This is a genomic window from Streptococcus sp. A25, assembly GCF_043674095.1.
GTDB classification, from domain to species: Bacteria; Bacillota; Bacilli; order Lactobacillales; family Streptococcaceae; genus Streptococcus; species Streptococcus suis_V.
The window spans coordinates 49,213-64,553 of sequence record NZ_JBIMJO010000014.1; the positions used below are offsets into that span (position 1 = coordinate 49,213).

Annotated in this window: 16 protein-coding genes and 1 pseudogene; 15 read left to right on the forward strand and 2 right to left on the reverse strand. The window is 39.6% G+C overall.

Annotated features, from left to right (window positions below):
* Positions 1 to 50: 50 nt before the first annotated feature.
* On the reverse strand, positions 51 to 815 hold the full coding sequence (locus ACHBID_RS07485) for an alpha/beta fold hydrolase (RefSeq protein ID WP_105111134.1): 765 nt from the start codon (positions 813 to 815) through the stop codon (positions 51 to 53).
* A gap of 218 nt (positions 816 to 1,033) precedes the next feature.
* Here ACHBID_RS07485 and ACHBID_RS07490 point away from each other — a divergent pair, with 218 nt between their 5' ends.
* The 15 genes from ACHBID_RS07490 to ACHBID_RS07560 all read left to right on the forward strand — a co-directional run bounded on the left by ACHBID_RS07490 (position 1,034) and on the right by ACHBID_RS07560 (position 14,842).
* Positions 1,034 to 1,624, forward strand: a complete 591-nt coding sequence (locus ACHBID_RS07490) for a CHAP domain-containing protein (RefSeq protein WP_105123019.1) — start codon at positions 1,034 to 1,036, stop codon at positions 1,622 to 1,624.
* A gap of 137 nt (positions 1,625 to 1,761) precedes the next feature.
* The gene (locus ACHBID_RS07495; RefSeq protein WP_105123018.1) at positions 1,762 to 2,958 is read left to right on the forward strand and encodes an iron-containing alcohol dehydrogenase; all 1,197 of its coding nucleotides are present in this window, start codon (positions 1,762 to 1,764) and stop codon (positions 2,956 to 2,958) included.
* A gap of 114 nt (positions 2,959 to 3,072) precedes the next feature.
* On the forward strand, positions 3,073 to 3,549 hold the full coding sequence (gene pezA / locus ACHBID_RS07500; protein ID WP_105123017.1) for a type II toxin-antitoxin system antitoxin PezA: 477 nt from the start codon (positions 3,073 to 3,075) through the stop codon (positions 3,547 to 3,549).
* A complete protein-coding gene (gene pezT, locus ACHBID_RS07505) occupies positions 3,549 to 4,307 on the forward strand; it encodes a type II toxin-antitoxin system toxin PezT (RefSeq protein WP_394731948.1) in 759 nt (252 codons plus the stop codon). The genes pezA and pezT overlap by 1 nt, the downstream gene beginning before the upstream one ends.
* 137 nt (positions 4,308 to 4,444) lie before the next feature.
* On the forward strand, positions 4,445 to 5,212 hold the full coding sequence (locus ACHBID_RS07510; RefSeq protein WP_024401359.1) for a DeoR/GlpR family DNA-binding transcription regulator: 768 nt from the start codon (positions 4,445 to 4,447) through the stop codon (positions 5,210 to 5,212).
* A 204-nt stretch (positions 5,213 to 5,416) separates the two neighbouring features.
* Positions 5,417 to 5,839 (forward strand): galactose-6-phosphate isomerase subunit LacA, encoded by a 423-nt coding sequence (lacA, locus tag ACHBID_RS07515; RefSeq protein ID WP_002941127.1) that lies wholly within the window; start codon positions 5,417 to 5,419, stop codon positions 5,837 to 5,839.
* 26 nt (positions 5,840 to 5,865) lie between these two features.
* Positions 5,866 to 6,381, forward strand: coding sequence for a galactose-6-phosphate isomerase subunit LacB (gene lacB / locus ACHBID_RS07520; RefSeq protein ID WP_024408802.1), 516 nt, complete (start codon positions 5,866 to 5,868; stop codon positions 6,379 to 6,381).
* A 9-nt stretch (positions 6,382 to 6,390) separates the two neighbouring features.
* A complete protein-coding gene (locus tag ACHBID_RS07525; RefSeq protein ID WP_394731947.1) occupies positions 6,391 to 7,323 on the forward strand; it encodes a tagatose-6-phosphate kinase in 933 nt (310 codons plus the stop codon).
* Position 7,324: 1 nt separating this feature from the next.
* Entirely contained in the window at positions 7,325 to 8,302 is a 978-nt protein-coding gene (gene lacD / locus ACHBID_RS07530) for a tagatose-bisphosphate aldolase (protein ID WP_394731946.1), read from the forward strand.
* A 188-nt stretch (positions 8,303 to 8,490) separates the two neighbouring features.
* Entirely contained in the window at positions 8,491 to 9,324 is an 834-nt protein-coding gene (locus ACHBID_RS07535; RefSeq protein ID WP_105160992.1) for a PRD domain-containing protein, read from the forward strand.
* A 31-nt stretch (positions 9,325 to 9,355) separates the two neighbouring features.
* Entirely contained in the window at positions 9,356 to 9,673 is a 318-nt protein-coding gene (locus ACHBID_RS07540; protein WP_003048451.1) for a PTS lactose/cellobiose transporter subunit IIA, read from the forward strand.
* The gene (locus ACHBID_RS07545; protein WP_394731945.1) at positions 9,673 to 11,352 is read left to right on the forward strand and encodes a lactose-specific PTS transporter subunit EIIC; all 1,680 of its coding nucleotides are present in this window, start codon (positions 9,673 to 9,675) and stop codon (positions 11,350 to 11,352) included. Before ACHBID_RS07540 ends, ACHBID_RS07545 begins: the two co-directional genes overlap by 1 nt.
* A 234-nt stretch (positions 11,353 to 11,586) precedes the next feature.
* Complete coding sequence (gene lacG / locus ACHBID_RS07550; RefSeq protein WP_394731944.1) at positions 11,587 to 12,993, forward strand: 6-phospho-beta-galactosidase; 1,407 nt, start codon at positions 11,587 to 11,589, stop codon at positions 12,991 to 12,993.
* Between the two features lie 64 nt (positions 12,994 to 13,057).
* The gene (locus tag ACHBID_RS07555) at positions 13,058 to 13,951 is read left to right on the forward strand and encodes an aldose 1-epimerase family protein (RefSeq protein WP_394731943.1); all 894 of its coding nucleotides are present in this window, start codon (positions 13,058 to 13,060) and stop codon (positions 13,949 to 13,951) included.
* A 51-nt stretch (positions 13,952 to 14,002) separates the two neighbouring features.
* Entirely contained in the window at positions 14,003 to 14,842 is an 840-nt protein-coding gene (locus tag ACHBID_RS07560; protein ID WP_394731942.1) for a metallophosphoesterase, read from the forward strand.
* Positions 14,843 to 15,236: 394 nt separating this feature from the next.
* Here ACHBID_RS07560 and cadX read toward each other — a convergent pair.
* A pseudogene (gene cadX, locus ACHBID_RS07565) lies at positions 15,237 to 15,341 on the reverse strand (Cd(II)/Zn(II)-sensing metalloregulatory transcriptional regulator CadX); the annotation flags it as partial.

Here is a 15,341-nt window from a genome sequence, read left to right on the forward strand (position 1 = left end):
AAATAATCTACTATATTTTTGAGAAACCTAAGCGCAATTGGTGTGGGGAATCAGATGAAATTCTTCTCGGTCAACCAGGCGCGGATAACAGAGAGGGTTTTGTCTTGGAATTTGCCGGATTCGTACATGTGGTCGGCTCCTGTTAGGGATACGAGCACTGATTCGGCGTAGTTCTGAGCTGTTTTTCTGGCGATGGCGGATACGGTCATCTTGTCCTCGCTTCCCGTGATGACCAGGACTGGACCCGAAATCTTGCTGAAATCCACATAGCCTGCTCTGCTTTTGTCAAAGAAAGGAAAGGCCATCTGAGTGTAAACCTTGCCGGATTCAGGAACCAGGGTCTTGAAGATATCCTCCTTGAGGCTAGGGTCCTGGACGTTGAGGCAATAGGTGAAAAACTCATCCTTGTATGGTGGCATGGGCTTTTTCCAGAAGCCCCAGCGCAGGAAGTGGCGGATGAAACAACGAATCATGGTTGGATAGAGGGCAAAGATGTCGGCAGTAGGGGCAGGTCCCATGAGAATCATGCCGGCGATTTCTGTGCGCTCGGCGACCATTTGTGCCAAGAGACAGCCCAGGGAATGCCCTAGTAGTAGAGGAGGCTCTTCCAGACTTTCGACCAGGGCAACCAAATCATCAGCGTAGTCGGTCAGGCTGACGGCACCAACCTTTTCCATCACTTGCTCATAGGGTAAGTCGTGGTAGCGCAGGCTAGGCGTGTGAACAATGATGCCCATTTTTTCTAATTTTGTGGCAAATTCTCCCCAGACAGCTCCATCGCACCAGGTTCCGTGAATCAAGATTATATGTTTCATAAACTTTCCTCCAATCATTTTTTCCATTATAACATGTTTGTCATCTGCTTGTGAGTCAGCTGTAACAGTTGTCATATTTATTTAAGGCTTCTTCAAGCTTTCTGCCTTAGGATAGATAGGGTAATATCAGAACCCACCTTTATAGCTCGGCAGCTTTATTTTTTATATAAATGTGTTCCGCTTGGGAATATAGGTTCTAGAAGAAAGGAAGTATTGAAATGAATACATTTTTTGCAAACAAGAAGTTGAAATTGGGAATCGCTGCAAGCTTAGTTGCAGGTATGGCCATGCTGGGACAATCCTTGGCAAGTGCAGATACCTCTGATTCCTATGGTCCGCGCTATCTGGGAGAACATCCAGCTCCAATCTACCAATCATTTGGAGTGGCTGATAGCAGTAGCGCTGTCATTTCGGAGACGGTCTCTACAGCCTCTACGACCTATAGTTCCGCTGTAACGACCAATTATACTGCCAACACCTATCCAGTCGGCCAATGTACCTGGGGTGTAAAGGAGCTAGCGCCATGGGTAGGTAACTATTGGGGCAATGGAGGTGATTGGGCAGCAAGTGCTGCGGCTCAGGGCTATACGGTTGGGACAACTCCTCAGGTAGGTGCCGTTATCGTATGGACAGATGGTGGCTATGGACATGTGGCTTATGTGACAGACGTAGCAGCAGACGGGACCATTCAGGTGATGGAATCGAATTTTAATGGTAATATGTCCATTGGAAACTACCGTGGATGGTTTAACCCGACGACTACCGGGGCAGGTACGGTTAGCTATATCTACCCACCAGCGGATGCTTAGGTAAGGGATAGGAAAGAGGTCTTGGCCTCTTTTTGCTTTCCTATCTACAGCAGCTGATTTTTGGAGCCAAGAATGATATACTAAGAGTGTAGCGTTTTCACTAATTTATACATTTCTCGTCGTTGAAAGGAGACATGATGAATAATTTTCGTTTACAGATTCCGACAGACATCCGTTTCGGACGTGACCGCTTAGCTGAATTGCCAGAGGTCTTGGAACAATTCGGCAAGAAGGTACTTTTGGTCTACGGTGGTGGCTCCATTAAACGCTCTGGTCTCTATGATAAGGTTACGGCCTTGCTGAAGGACAATGATTTTGAGTGGGTGGAGCTGGCAGGTGTCGAGCCCAATCCGCGGATAGATTCAGTCCGTGAAGGTGGAAGGTTGATTCGCGAAAATAGCCTAGACATGCTTTTGGCTGTCGGTGGCGGTTCAGTCGTTGATGCCAGTAAGGTTATGGCTGCGGCAGCTTATTACGATGGTGATGCCTGGGATTTGGTCAAAAATCCTCGCCTGATTGGCCAGGCAGTTCCGATTGTAGATATTCTGACGCTGGCGGCAACTGGTACAGAAATGAACCGTGGGGCTGTGATTTCCAATATGGAGACCAATGAAAAATTGGGTACAGGTGGCTGGGAGCTCATTCCGCGGGCCTCTTTCTTAGATCCGACCTTGACTTACACGGTTTCAAAATGGCAGACGGCAGCTGGTACGGCGGATATGATGAGCCATCTTTTTGAGCAATATTTTAATCGCACAGTTGGAGTGGATGTTCAGGATAGCATTGCAGAGGGCTTGTTGAAGACGGCCATCAAACATGGTCCGGTGGCTCTTGCAGAACCAGAAAATTATGAGGCGCGTGCCAACTTGCTTTGGACCTCGACCCTGGCTTTGAATGGCTTGGTTGCTAGTGGACGTGCAGGCGGCTGGACTTGCCATGCTATCGAGCATGAATTGTCGGCCTATTATGATATTACGCACGGTATTGGTTTGGCTGTCTTGACACCGCGCTGGATGAAATTCTGTGTTGATACTGATCCGACGACACATGCGAAATTTGCAACTTATGCCCGCAATGTTTGGGGACTGACAGAAGGTTCAGATGAAGAATTGGCTAGACAGGCTATTGAGAAAACCTACCATTTCTTCAAAAATGAGATGGAAATTCCGATGACCTTGCCTGAAGTAGGTATCCCAGTCCAAGATTTGGTGAGAGAAATGAGCGAGCAGGCTGTGTTGCATGGTCGCTTGGATGGAAATGTTTTTGTGACTCTTTCAGTGGACCATGTGGAAGAGATTATTCTTGCCTCCTTTGTGGAGATGGAGGAGTTTTAGGCCTAAGTAGGTTTAAAAAGAGCACGAGAGCTATTTTGTGAAAAAACCGATTAATAACGCACCAAATTTGGTGCGTTTTGTGTTACAATAAAACTAAGAATAGGGGGAAAGGCTATGATTGGAGACAATATAAAATCACTACGCCATACACACGATTTAACACAACCAGAATTTGCGAAAATGGTGGGGATTTCACGCAATAGCCTGAGTCGCTATGAAAATGGCACCAGCACCGTATCAACAGAGCTTATCGACCGCATTTGTCAGAAATTTAACATCTCTTATGTCGATATTGTAGGGGAGGACAAGATGTTAACACCTGTTGAAGATTACCATCTGACTTTAAAAGTAGAAGTGATAAAAGAACGAGGAGCAGCCATTTTATCACAGCTTTATAGATATCAGGATAGTCAAGAGATTGCTTTTGATGATGAAGCGAATCCTTGGATTTTGATGAGTGATGACTTGGCTGAATTGATCAATACGAAAATTTACCTTGTCGATACCTTCGATGAAATCGAGCGTTACAATGGTTATTTAGATGGTATTGAGCGGATGTTAGAGATGGTGCATCATCGGGTGGTGGCTTAATGAGATTGGAAGAATTTAGTGAGGCTGACTTTCAGAAGGCTTTACAGCGAACCATTCGGGCTTTAACCCGAGGAAAGATGATTCCAGATCGATCGAAAGCTATTTTGCTTGGAGGACAAAGCGGGGCTGGTAAGACGACTATTCATCGTATCATGCAAAAGGAATTTCAAGGTAATATCATTATCATTGATGGTGATAGCTGCCGTTCTCAGCATCCCAACTACTTAGCCCTGCAAGAAGAGTATGGCAAGGACAGCGTGGACTATACCAAGGGATTTGCAGGAAAAATGGTAGAACAGTTGGTTGACGAACTCAGCACGCAGGGTTATCATTTGCTGATTGAAGGGACTTTGCGTACCACTCAAGTTCCTCGTCAGACTGCTCAATTACTCCGTTCTAAAGGTTACCAAGTTTCTTTAGCTGTAATTGGTACCAAACCAGAGCTTTCTTATCTCAGCACCTTGATTCGTTACGAAGAACTTTATGCCATCGATTCCAATCAGGCCAGAGCAACACCAAAAGAACACCATGATGGGATTGTAGAGAACTTGGTGGATAACTTGAGGGAGTTAGAAAGTGAGAAACTCTTTGAACGAATTCAAATTTACCAAAGAGATAGAACTTGTATATATGATTCTGAATCAGATGAAGGTTCCGTAGCAGAAGTGTTACAAGAGTGTCTCTTTGGAAAATGGAGTAAGGTAGAGGAAGAGATGATGAAGTTTGGACAGGAACGGTTGAGGGAGTTTAAAAAGTAGTTAATTTTCTAATTGATAATTCTTCTAGGAACAGTAATTCGCATTATATTATCGAATGGGTGGTTTGAAATGTTCAAAATTCCAATATATTCTTGTTTATTTTTGATATAATGTAAAAAAACAACAAAGGATTAAACATGAATAAACGAGAACGACTAGAAGAAATTACACGATTGGTAAACAAAAAAGGCACAGTTCGAATTTCTGAGATTGTTGAATTGCTAAATGTTACTGATATGACTGTTCGACGTGATTTTATTGAATTGGAAGAGCAAGGTGTCTTAACAAAAATTCACGGCGGTGCTAGAAGTAATAAGGCTTTTCAATATCGGGAATATTCCCATTCTGAGAAACACATTCAGAATAAGGAAGCCAAGCAAGAGATAGCAGAAAGGGCTGCACAACTGATAGAAGATGGAGACACGGTATTTTTAGGTCCAGGAACAACAGTGGCCTTTCTGGCTGAGGCCATTAAAAATCCTCGCTTAACGGTCATCACCAACTGTATGCCTGTTTTTACCATCCTATCTCAAAAGAAGACCGAGGAGTTTCAAGTCTTTCTCTTGGGGGGAGAATATCGTCAAGTGACAGAATCTTTTGTAGGAGAAATTACCAATACAAGCTTAGAAAAAATGCGATTCAGCAAGATTTTCTTTTCAGGTAACGGACTTAAGGGAACTGATGTCATGACCTCTACCCTAGCCGAAGCCTATACGCAAAATATTGCCATTAAACATTCTTTAGAAAAATATCTTCTGCTAGATGCCTCGAAAATTGGAAAAGATGATTTTACTTCTTTTTGTGATTTGAATGATGTAACTGCCCTTGTGACCGATATGAATGCAAAGGATGAAAATTACCAATTATTAAGTAATCACATCGAAATTATCACTACAAAATCATAAAGTTATCAAAACCAACAGCAAAATGTTGGTTTTTTGTTTGCACACGAAAAAAATAAACAAAAATAAAACAAAATATGTTGACTTTATGTTTATTTGGTTGTATAATTTAAACATAAAAAGCGAAAACGCTTTTCTAAGTTTTGCAAAACAAAGATTTTCTGCCAAATATGGCTACAACTTTCTATTTTTGTTAGGAGATAGGTTATGACAATCATTATCGGTGCTGATCCAGCGGGTTCAAAACTAAAAGACGTTATTAAAGATTATTTGCTAGAAAAATCATATGACTTTAAAGATGTCAGTGATGGAAGTGATTTTGTTGATACAACTTTGGCAGTAGTTGCAGAAGTTAATCAAGAGGAAGGAAATCTTGGCATTGTGATTGATGCTTATGGTGTTGGTCCATTTATGACCGCAACTAAAGTCAAAGGCATGATCGCTGCAGAAGTTTCAGACGAACGCTCTGCCTATATGACAAGAGGACACAACAATTCGCGTATTATTACAATTGGTAGTGAGATTGTAGGAGAAGGCATTGCTAAAAATATCGTTAAAGGATTTGTTGAAGGTGAGTATGATGGTGGCCGTCACCAAATTCGTGTCGATATGCTAAATAAAATGTGCTAATTGTTGTAATCAAAGGAGAATAAGAGATGAAAATTGCAATCGGTTGTGACCACATTGTAACCTATGAAAAAATTGCTGTGGTAGATTATTTGAAAAATCAAGGATATGAAGTGTTGGACTTTGGGACTTATGACAATGTTCGTACTCATTACCCAATCTTTGGTAAAAAAGTTGGTGAAGCAGTAGTGAGCGGGCAAGCAGATTTGGGTATTTGTATTTGTGGAACAGGTGTTGGAATCAACAATGCTGTAAACAAGGTACCTGGCGTTCGATCAGCCCTGGTTCGTGATATGACCTCCGCACTTTACGCTAAGGAAGAGTTAAATGCCAACGTCATTGGTTTTGGAGGAAAGATTACAGGTGAGTTGCTCATGTGCGACATCATTGAAGCCTTCATTAAAGCAGAATATAAGCCAACTGAAGCAAACAAACGTTTGATTGAAAAGATTGCTGCAGTTGAAACGCTCAATCAAGAGCAGGCTAATCCAGAGTTCTTTACTGAATTTCTTGAAAAGTGGGATCGTGGAGAATACCACGACTAGGAGGCTCACATGATTTTGACAATCACTTTAAATCCGTCAGTTGATATTGCCTATCACTTGGATACCTTTTATTTGGATACGGTCAATCGAGTAGAAAAAGTTCAAAAAACAGCTGGAGGCAAGGGGCTCAATGTCACACGAGTTTTGAAACAAATCGGTGAAGATGTTGTAGCAACAGGCTTTATTGGCGGTGAGATTGGAAGCTATGTCAAGAAACAACTAACTCGAAATGCTATTAAAAACTCCTTTGTGGAAATTGGGAGCGAAACACGTAACTGTATTGCGGTTCTTCATGATGGCAAACAGACGGAGATTTTAGAACAAGGCCCAACTATTCAAGAACATGAAGCCTTGAATTTTATCGAACACCTCGAAATTATTCTGAACAACGTAGATGTAGTTGTCATTTCAGGAAGTTTGCCTAAGGGACTTGCTAGCAATTATTATGTTGAGATTGTAGAACTTTGTAAAAAATTCGGTGTAGCTGTTGTTCTGGATTGTTCTGGCGAGGCGCTGAAAAACGTTTTAGAAAGCCAGCAGAAGCCGACAGTTATTAAGCCGAATACAGAGGAGTTATCACAACTGATTGGTAAAGAAGTTACTGATGATACTCAAGAGTTGAAATCAGTTTTGTCTGGTCAACTTTTTCAAGGAATTGAGTGGATAGTCGTCTCATTAGGAGCAAAGGGGGCTTTTGCTAAGCACAATGACAAGTTCTATCGTGTCAGAATTCCAAAAATCAAAGTCGTCAATCCAGTAGGATCAGGAGATTCAACTGTTGCAGGTATTGCAGCAGGTTTGGTACATGCTTTACCTGATGCAGAATTATTAAAAAATGCTAATGTTTTAGGCATGTTAAATGCCCAGGAAGAACAGACAGGTTACGTCAATTTAGATAATGCAGAATCGTTGTATTCTCAAATCGAAGTCGAAGAGGTATAATATGGTAGTAACAGCAGACAAAAGAAAATACATGGAAAAGGTAAGCAATGAAGCAGGTATTATTTCAGCTTTAGCTTTTGACCAACGTGGAGCCCTGAAAAAAATGATGGCAAAACATCAGACAGAAGAACCTACTGTGGAGCAGATGGAAGAACTAAAGAAACTAGTTTCAGAAGAATTAACACAGTTTTCTTCCTCAATTCTGTTAGACCCTGAATTTGGTTTGCCAGCATCACGCGCCCGTGACGAACAGTGCGGTTTGCTTTTGGCTTATGAAAAAACTGGCTATGATACCAGCTCTACTAGTCGATTACCAGATTGCCTAGTAGAGTGGTCTGTAAAACGACTAAAAGAAGAAGGGGCAGATGCGATTAAGTTTCTACTCTACTATGACGTTGATGGTGATCCATATGTCAACCTTCAAAAACATGCCTATATTGAACGCTTGGGTTCAGAATGTCAGGCTGAAGGTTTACCATTCTTCTTGGAAATTTTGAGCTATGATGAAACGATTGAGGACAATACTAGTGTGGAATTTGCAAAAGTCAAACCTCGAAAAGTAAATGAAGCCATGAAAGTCTTTTCGGATGAACGTTTTGGAGTAGATGTTCTCAAGGTAGAAGTACCTGTAAACATGAATTTTGTAGAAGGCTTTGGAACAGGGGAAGTCGTCTATACAAAAGAAGAAGCAGCTGAATATTTCCATCAACAAGAAGCATCAACTCATTTGCCATACATTTATCTAAGTGCAGGTGTTTCTGCTAAGCTTTTCCAAGATACTTTGGTGTTTGCACATGAAGCAGGTGCTAAATTTAACGGTGTTCTCTGTGGTCGTGCAACATGGGCAGGTGTTGTGCCAGTCTATATTGAACAAGGTGAAGAAGCTGCACGTGAATGGTTACGTACTGTTGGTCGTGAAAATATTGAGGGACTTGATGCAGTCTTGTCTCAAACAGCAACTTCTTGGCTAGAAAAATAATTGAAAAAATAACCATTTTCTTAAAAGAAAGGGTTTACATTTTCTGAGAATATGCTATAATAATCTCATCAGCAAGAATAGAGTGGATTGTAACTAATTCGATTAGGCAAGACTACAAATGGATTTGAGAGTAGAATATTCTCGGTTTGTTTGTAGTCTTTTTTTGCTTAAAAATATAGGAGGGATTTATGTTTAGGATTATACAGTCACTAAATAATAACGCTGCACTGGTGAAAAATGAACATGGGGAACAGGCAGTCGTGATGGGATTAGGTATAACCTTTCAAAAGAAGAAAGGGGATTTAATTGTTAAGGATAAGATAGAAAATATCTTTTCGCTAAAAAATGATGAAGCCAAAGAAAATTTTCTAACCTTATTAAAAGATATTCCCTTAGATTTTATTTCAGCAACCTACACGGTTATCAATCATCTTGTAGCAACGTATCATTACCCTGTACAAGAATATCTCTATGTGACACTGACAGATCATATCTATTGTGCCTATCAGGCGGTTTTAAAGAATACTTATCAAGAAAGTAAGCTACCCAATATTTCAGCCGAATATCCATTGGAATATAAAATGGCGCGTGAAGCCTTAGCTATGTTTCGTGAAAAGTTGCTAAATGATTTTCCAAATGATGAGATTGGTAAAATTGCACTTCACTTAATCAATGCAAAGGGTGAAACGATTCATCCCACAAGTGAAGAACATGACATCAGTAAGAAAATTATTGCTGAGGTTGAACAAATTTTGATAGAAAATGGGATTAAACGCTCTAAAGAAAATAGCAATTTTTATGATCGCTTTATGATTCATTTGTCCTATTTTCTGAATTACTTAGATAGATCCCATCAGTCAAATGAATCGATTGCTAGTCTGGAACAGTACATCAAGCTCCAGAATCCAAGAGCCCATCAGGTTGGAAGTCAGATTTTTGAGATGATTACATCATTAGTTGATGAGCCAGTAAATGATAGTGAAAGGTTCTATATTGTATTACATATTCAACGGTTATTGTAAATCAATTCAATTTTAAAAGGAGGTTCATATTATGAACAGAGAAGAAATTACTTTATTAGGTTTTGAGATTGTTGCATTCGCTGGCGATGCTCGTTCTCGTTTGATGGAGGCACTGGCTGCTGCTCAAAAAGGCGATTACGCAAAAGCAGAAGAACTAGTTGAAGCTGCCAATGCTTGTATTGTTGAAGCCCACCATGCTCAGACAAGTTTGTTGCAGAAAGAAGCGGCTGGTGAGGATTTAGCCTTTAGTGTGACGCTCATGCATGGTCAAGACCATCTCATGACCACATTATTATTGAAAGATATGATGAGTCATATGATTGAACTGTACAAACGAGGTGATAAATAATGAATAAATTGATTGAATTCATTGAGAAAGGGAAGCCTTTCTTTGAAAAGATTTCGAGAAACCCTTATTTAAGGGCTATCCGTGATGGTTTTATCGCAGCTATGCCGGTTATCTTGTTCTCAAGTATCTTCCTATTGGTGGCTTTCGTGCCTAATATCTTTGGATTTTCTTGGTCTGATGAAGTAGTTGCGGCTATCATGAAACCTTACGGTTATACAATGGGTATTGTAGCTGTCTTAGTTGCAGGAACGACTGCAAAATCTTTGACAGATGCGTTTAACCGTCAATTGCCAAAAACCAATCAGATTAACTTCATTGCAACCATGATTGCCTCAATTTCAGGTTTCTTATTACTGGCTTCTGATGGTATTGAAGGTGGATTTGCCAATGGTTACATGGGAACTAAGGGACTTTTGACAGCCTTTCTAGCAGCCTTCATTACGGTTAATATCTATAAGGTCTGTGTGAAAAACAATGTCACCATTCGTATGCCAGATGAAGTTCCACCGAACGTATCCCAGGCATTTAAAGATGTGATTCCATATGCATTGTCTATATTTGCCTTGTATGGAATTGATCTTGTTACACGTCAATTCCTTGGAACAAACGTTGCTGAGGCGATTCTGAAATTATTTGAGCCTCTGTTTACAGCCGCAGATGGTTATGTTGGTATTACAATTATCTTTGGTGCCTATGCTTTGTTCTGGTTTGTAGGGATTCATGGTCCATCTATTGTGGAACCAGCAATTGCAGCCATTACTTATGCCAATATTGAAACCAACTTCCAGCTTCTACAGGCGGGTCAACATGCGGACAAAATCCTGACTTCAGGTACTCAAATGTTTATTGTGACAATGGGTGGTACAGGTGCTACCTTGGTTGTGCCATTCATGTTTATGTGGTTGACTAAGTCTAAACGAAATAAAGCAATTGGACGTGCTTCAGTTGTTCCAACTTTCTTTGGTGTAAACGAACCGATCTTGTTCGGTGCACCACTTGTACTCAACCCAGTATTCTTTGTTCCATTCATCTTAGCTCCAATTGCTAACGTATGGATTTTCAAATTCTTTGTTGATACGCTTAAAATGAACAGTTTCAGCGTTAACTTGCCATGGACAACTCCAGGACCATTGGGGATTGTAATGGGAACAAACTTTGCTCCACTTGCCTTTGCACTAGCTATCTTATTGGTAGTTGTCGATGTACTTATCTATTATCCATTCTTGAAAGTTTACGATGAGCAGATTCTCGCTGAAGAACAATCAGGGAAAGTTGAAAATAGCTTGAAAGAGAAAGTGGCAGCTAACTTCAATACAGCCAAGGCGGATGCTATCCTTGAAAAAGCTGCAGTCGACACCGAAATTTCTGAACAAACAAATGTTTTGGTACTTTGTGCAGGAGGTGGTACAAGTGGATTGCTTGCCAACGCTCTAACTAAAGCTGCAAAAGAATATGGTGTTCCAGTTACAGCTACAGCAGGAAGCTATGGGGCACACCGTGAGATTTTGCCAGAGTATCAATTAGTCATCCTTGCACCTCAAGTAGCATCAAACTACGATGACATTAAACAAGAAACCGATGCATTGGGTATTAAACTTGCCAAAACTGAAGGGGCTCAATACATTAAACTCACACGTGATGGTCAAGGTGCTCTTGACTTTGTCAAACAACAGTTTTAAAACCTATATTCACGGTTCATCACTTCCATCTAAGGCTAGTTTTTCAGCTACTCATCGTTAGTTTTTTTCAAAATACAGTCAGTATTCCTTCAAAAAACCGCCTTGATTAGCGAAAAACTATCTCTTATATACAAGCACTTCACTTGTGAATACAGGTTCTTAATCAAAAGGGGAGGGAGTTATCATCTCCAACTCCTACCCCTTTATTTATTTTTGATAGAAGAAGGTAGGCATATGGTTAAAACATTACCGAAAGATTTTATATTTGGTGGGGCAACTGCTGCATATCAAGCAGAGGGTGCTACACAGACGGATGGAAAAGGTCGTGTTGCGTGGGACAAGTATCTAGAAGATAATTACTGGTACACTGCGGAACCAGCTTCTGATTTTTATAATCGTTATCCAGTTGATTTAGAACTAAGTGAACAATTTGGGGTAAACGGCATTCGTATTTCAATTGCGTGGTCTCGTATTTTCCCAACAGGCTTTGGAGAAGTGAATTCAAAGGGAGTAGAGTATTACCATAAATTATTTGCGGAATGCCATAAACGTCACGTAGAACCATTTGTAACGCTTCATCATTTTGACACGCCTGAAACATTGCATTCTAATGGTGACTTTCTAAACCGAGATAACATTGAACACTTCGTCAATTACGCAGCGTTTTGCTTCAAAGAATTCCCTGAAGTTAATTACTGGACAACCTTTAATGAAATCGGTCCAATTGGTGATGGGCAATATCTAGTTGGGAAGTTCCCACCAGGGATTCAGTATGACTTAGCTAAGGTATTCCAATCTCACCACAATATGATGGTTTCACATGCCAAGGCAGTTAAGCTCTACAAGGATGCTGGTTATAGTGGAGAAATTGGTGTTGTACACGCATTGCCAACGAAATATCCTTATGATCCAAGCAATCCTGACGATGTTCGTGCAGCGGAACTTGAAGATATTATTCACAATAAATTTATCCTCGATGCTACATACTTGGGTTACTATTCTGAAAAAACGCTTGAAGGCGTTCGACATATTCTGAAAGTAAATGGTGGAGAATTAGACCTTCGTGATGAAGACTTCGCTGCCTTAGATGCCGCAAAAGATTTGAACGACTTCTTGGGCATCAATTACTATATGAGTGATTGGATGAGAGCTCATGATGGAGAAACTGAGATTATCCATAATGGTAAAGGGGAAAAGGGAAGTTCTAAGTATCAAATCAAAGGAGTCGGTCGTAGAGAGTCTCCAGTTGATATTCCAAAAACGGACTGGGATTGGATTATCTATCCGCAAGGCCTTTATGATCAAATCATGCGTGTAAAAAATGACTATCCAAACTATAAGAAAATCTACATCACTGAAAACGGCCTAGGCTATAAAGATGAGTTTGTAGATGGTACAGTCTATGACGATGGTCGAATCGACTACGTGAAAAAGCATTTAGAAGTGATTTCAGATGCTATCTCAGATGGTGCCAATGTTAAAGGTTATTTCATCTGGTCCTTGATGGATGTATTTTCTTGGTCAAATGGATACGAGAAACGATATGGATTGTTCTATGTTGACTTTGAGACCCAAGAACGTTATCCAAAGAAAAGTGCTTATTGGTATAAAAAAGTAGCAGAAACACAGGTTGTTGAATAAAACTAATACAAGGATGCCTAGCTCAAGTTAGCATCCTTGTTTTCATATAAGGGAGGCAGTTTTTATGCTCGAATTAAAAAACGAGAACTTAACAGTACAATTTTCTGAATTAGGTGGGCAAATTATTTCTATTAAAGACAAGGATGGTATCGAGTATCTTTGGCAAGGCGATCCGACCTATTGGAGCGGTCAAGCACCAGTTCTATTTCCGATTTGTGGAAGTTTACGAAATGATTGGGCTATCTATGAACCTGCAGAAAGACCGACATTTACAGGCACAATTCCAAGGCATGGACTTGTGAGAAAAATGATGTTCAAAAATGTAAATAGTACTGAAAACTCTTTAGAATTTTCTATTTCATCAAACGAAGAAACCGTAAAAAATTACCCTTTTGAATTTGAGCTTTCCATTAACTACTCACTACTTGGCAATACAATTCGAACTGAATATCGGGTGAAAAACCTTGAGGGACATAGAAAGCTACCTTACTTTATTGGGGGTCACCCAGGTTTTAATTGTCCCTTGTTGGATGGTGAGAGTTATGAAGACTATTATTTAGAATTTGAAAAAGTAGAATCTTGTACAGTACCTAGAAGTTTTCCAGAAACTGGCTTACTTGATCTGCAAGACCGCCGGCCATTCTTGGAAAATCAAAAGATCTTGGACTTGTCCTATCAACTGTTTGAGTACGATGCCGTAACATTGGATCAATTAGCATCACGAAAGGTAACTTTGAAATCTAAAAATCATCAGAAGACTCTTTCGATTGCATTTGATGATTTTCCATATTTAGTGATTTGGTCAACTACAAATCAGAGTCCCTTTATCGCATTAGAACCTTGGAGCGGACTCTCTACATCATTGGAAGAATCTGATATTTTCAATGCCAAACGAAATATTAGTTACGTTGCTCCAAAAGAAGTTGATACAAAATATTTTGATATTATTATTGAGTAACCTTTTGAAAATGTTTGTTCGTTACAGAAATTTGGTAAAATAGTTCGAATAATGAAAAAACTAAAAAATATTAAGCCACGATGCTTTGTTTTTATTTGTATCCTAATTTTTCTTGCTTTAGGTTTTGACAGTCGGCTTCAAGTAACTCATTACAGGCTTGTTAGTCCCAAAATATCTCAGCCAATCAGACTTGCTCTAATTACTGACTTACACTCATCAAATTACGGTAAAAATCAGATACAAATCTTGGAAACATTAGAGAAAGAAGAGCCAGATATCATTTTATTAGGTGGAGATATTTTTGATGATGAACTTTCTGACAGAAAAACTCTAGAATTGTTGAGCGGGCTAAGTAAATTTAATCATACTTACTATGTGTCAGGTAATCATGAAATATGGAGTAATCGATATGAACAGATGTTAGAACATCTGCGACAGCAGAATGTGGTCGTATTATCTGGAAATAGTAGTAGAGTTGATGTAAGGGGGCAGTCCATCACTATTTCAGGCATTGATGATCCTGAATATTTTCAAAAGTATGATGCTAGTGGGAGTTTGCTAGACCAACTTGAAGACATAAAAGGGAAGCAAATAAGCACTGACTTTCAAGTTTTACTAGCGCACCGGCCAGAACTAATTGATACATATCAAAAGTATGGATTTGATTTAGTGTTATCTGGTCATGCGCATGGAGGACAATGGAGAGTGCCTTATTTGGTTAATGGTGTATTTGCGCCTAATCAAGGTTTTTTTCCGAAATATGCCGGTGGTTTATATGAAGTTGAAAAGTCGTATTTTATTGTAAGCAGGGGTCTGGCCAAAGAATCTACACGAGTACCAAGATTCTTTAATCGCCCAGAAATTATTATTATAGATCTTGTTAATCCGTAACTTCACTTCTTCCTAATCACTCAAAAAACCACTGACTTAATTAGCCAGTGGGTTTTATTACTTATCCGAATCAAAAACTTATTTCAAAAAAGGTAGTGATTCGACTGATTTGTACTGCAATGTAATGAAAATAATAATTTCAAAAATCGCATAAAATCAAGGTTTCTACCGCCAATTGACGTGTAGTGAATCCCTATTTCACATCAGTAAAGATTAAGTATTGTCTATTTTAGCTGTTAGAAACGTTTATATATCAACGTTTTTGTAATATTCCTTAGCAAAAGGTAGAGTGAATGGTAGAGTAGTTATTGCGTTAGTTCAGCAATCTGATCAAGATAAATACTCACAGCTTCTAACATTCGTTGAGGTGCTAATTCAGCGTAAGTATCCATTGTTATCCTAGTTGATTAAAAAAATCTCTAATTTCCTCATCTTTTATAAAATAATATATAATTTTCCCCTCTCTTCTAGTGTCCAAGATGTTTTGATTGGCTAGTTT

Bases quoted from the DNA above. Each gene is read 5' to 3' on its own strand.
- ACHBID_RS07485 (WP_105111134.1), bottom strand. From the start codon at position 815: ATGAAACATATAATCTTGATTCACGGAACCTGGTGCGATGGAGCTGTC.
- ACHBID_RS07490 (WP_105123019.1), top strand. From the start codon at position 1,034: ATGAATACATTTTTTGCAAACAAGAAGTTGAAATTGGGAATCGCTGCA.
- ACHBID_RS07495 (WP_105123018.1), top strand. From the start codon at position 1,762: ATGAATAATTTTCGTTTACAGATTCCGACAGACATCCGTTTCGGACGT.
- pezA (WP_105123017.1), top strand. From the start codon at position 3,073: ATGATTGGAGACAATATAAAATCACTACGCCATACACACGATTTAACA.
- pezT (WP_394731948.1), top strand. From the start codon at position 3,549: ATGAGATTGGAAGAATTTAGTGAGGCTGACTTTCAGAAGGCTTTACAG.
- ACHBID_RS07510 (WP_024401359.1), top strand. From the start codon at position 4,445: ATGAATAAACGAGAACGACTAGAAGAAATTACACGATTGGTAAACAAA.
- lacA (WP_002941127.1), top strand. From the start codon at position 5,417: ATGACAATCATTATCGGTGCTGATCCAGCGGGTTCAAAACTAAAAGAC.
- lacB (WP_024408802.1), top strand. From the start codon at position 5,866: ATGAAAATTGCAATCGGTTGTGACCACATTGTAACCTATGAAAAAATT.
- ACHBID_RS07525 (WP_394731947.1), top strand. From the start codon at position 6,391: ATGATTTTGACAATCACTTTAAATCCGTCAGTTGATATTGCCTATCAC.
- lacD (WP_394731946.1), top strand. From the start codon at position 7,325: ATGGTAGTAACAGCAGACAAAAGAAAATACATGGAAAAGGTAAGCAAT.
- ACHBID_RS07535 (WP_105160992.1), top strand. From the start codon at position 8,491: ATGTTTAGGATTATACAGTCACTAAATAATAACGCTGCACTGGTGAAA.
- ACHBID_RS07540 (WP_003048451.1), top strand. From the start codon at position 9,356: ATGAACAGAGAAGAAATTACTTTATTAGGTTTTGAGATTGTTGCATTC.
- ACHBID_RS07545 (WP_394731945.1), top strand. From the start codon at position 9,673: ATGAATAAATTGATTGAATTCATTGAGAAAGGGAAGCCTTTCTTTGAA.
- lacG (WP_394731944.1), top strand. From the start codon at position 11,587: ATGGTTAAAACATTACCGAAAGATTTTATATTTGGTGGGGCAACTGCT.
- ACHBID_RS07555 (WP_394731943.1), top strand. From the start codon at position 13,058: ATGCTCGAATTAAAAAACGAGAACTTAACAGTACAATTTTCTGAATTA.
- ACHBID_RS07560 (WP_394731942.1), top strand. From the start codon at position 14,003: ATGAAAAAACTAAAAAATATTAAGCCACGATGCTTTGTTTTTATTTGT.